This window comes from Peribacillus sp., from assembly GCF_059453735.1.
In genome coordinates, this window is the sequence record NZ_JAZVJO010000521.1 from 1 (window position 1) to 1,959 (window position 1,959).

Sequence of the window (1,959 nt, forward strand, 5' to 3'; positions counted from 1 at the left end):
AATTCCAGAAAACTTGGTATGTAATTCTTGAGTATTTTTTTGTGCGCTTGTCCTTGAAAAAATCACCCATCGGACGCAGCCGTGTCTGTTTATTTCTTTCATTATTTTTCATCGTATCAAACCCCCTGAAATCACATATATTATAGCATATAAGCCTAATTGAGAATGACTACTTTTTATTATTTACCATAAAAATGTCAGATAAAGTTGACAGTTTTCACTATGTATGATAAAAATTTATTATCTTAAAATTTAATAATGTAAAGCGATGATAGGATTAAGTAGCAAAGCTATCCCTGTTTTAGAGAGCCGGTGGGAGGTGAAAACCGGTACATATAGCGTGGTGAATTACGTCCTGGAGCATTTGCTGTGAACCATATACATTTAGCAGCAAACGGCTGATGGCCGTTATTCAATTTAAGCGGAGGACAGGCAAGCTATGTTCTCAAGTTGGGTGGTACCGCGAATTTATTCGTCCCTTCATTTTATGAAGGGGCTTTTTTGTGTTTGTTTGCGGCATATAAAGGAGGAAAATCATATGGAACTTATTAAAGACCTCGAATGGAGAGGGATTATTTATCAACAAACAGATGAGACCGGTCTAACGGAGCTGTTAGAAAAAGAGAAAATATCATTATATTGCGGAGTAGATCCTACTGCGGATAGTATGCATATAGGACATTTATTGCCATTCCTCACTTTGCGTCGATTCCAACAACATGGTCACCGTCCACTTGTATTAGTTGGAGGAGCTACAGGACTTATCGGTGATCCATCTGGTAAAAAAGAAGAAAGACAACTTCAAACACTAGATCGCGTGCTTCATAATGCGGATTGTATTAAAAATCAATTAACACAAATTTTTGAGTTTGACGGAGATAACGGTGCAGTCATGGTAAATAATTATGACTGGATTGGCAAAATTGACATGGTTACGTTCCTCCGCGACTATGGAAAATATATCGGGATTAACTATATGCTTGCCAAGGATACGGTTGCTTCACGTTTGGAAACTGGCTTATCCTTTACGGAATTTGCGTATACCATTCTGCAGGGAATAGACTTTAATCATCTATATGATCATCACAGCTGTAAGCTCCAAATTGGCGGAAGTGATCAATGGGGCAATATCACGACAGGACTAGAAATGATTCGTAAATCGCACGATGGAGATACGAAGGCGTTCGGAATGACTATTCCTCTTGTAACTAAATCAGATGGTACGAAGTTTGGGAAGACAGAAGGCGGCGCAATATGGCTGGATCCAGAAAAAACATCACCATATGAGTTCTACCAGTTTTGGATCAATACAGCGGATACCGATGTAGTCAAGTACTTGAAATTCTTTACGTTCTTAGAGCGCGAGGAAATTGAAGCTCTTGAGGAATCCGTAGCTTCAGAGCCGCATTTGCGAAAAGCACAAAAGAAATTAGCAGAAGAGATGACGAGACTAATCCACGGTTCAGAGTCCCTTGAACAAGCGATTAGAATATCGGCAGCATTATTTAGTGGAGATGTTAAAACGTTAAGCGCAGCAGAAATCAAACTTGGATTCAAAGATGTTCCGACTTATGAACGTGAGAGTTCCAATGAGATTGGCTTAGTGGAACTTTTAATTGAAGCCAAGATTTCTCCTTCAAAAAGACAAGCGCGTGAAGATATTCAAAATGGTGCCATTTCAATTAATGGTGAAAAAGTAACCGACGTTGCATATACGGTAAGTGATAATGATAAAATTGAAGGCGAATTCCTGTTAATTCGTCGAGGTAAAAAGAAATACACTCTCATTAAGTAATGAATAGATGAAAACACACGCGCACTGGTAATCAGTGCGCGTGTGTTTTAAAATGGGGTTGTTGATTTCCTTTCCAGGCGCTCGCTTTCGATGTCTAAATTGGAACATGAGTAAGTCAATCAAGATAAGAAGCCCATCAAGATAGGGGAATGACGAAAAAAACC

General features: G+C 38.9%; 1 protein-coding gene and 1 other annotated feature. The gene reads left to right on the plus strand.

From position 1 onward, the window contains the following. Positions 1–259: 259 nt before the first annotated feature. Positions 260–483 (plus strand) — a binding site (T-box leader). A 55-nt stretch (positions 484–538) separates the two neighbouring features. Beyond that, positions 539–1,795: a tyrosine--tRNA ligase gene (gene tyrS, locus AC52RT_RS17260; RefSeq protein ID WP_495541888.1), complete on the plus strand. Its 1,257-nt coding sequence runs from the start codon at positions 539–541 to the stop codon at positions 1,793–1,795. Positions 1,796–1,959: the final 164 nt, after the last annotated feature.

Excerpts from the sequence above, each read along its gene's own strand:
- tyrS (WP_495541888.1), top strand. The coding sequence starts at position 539 with ATGGAACTTATTAAAGACCTCGAATGGAGAGGGATTATTTATCAACAA.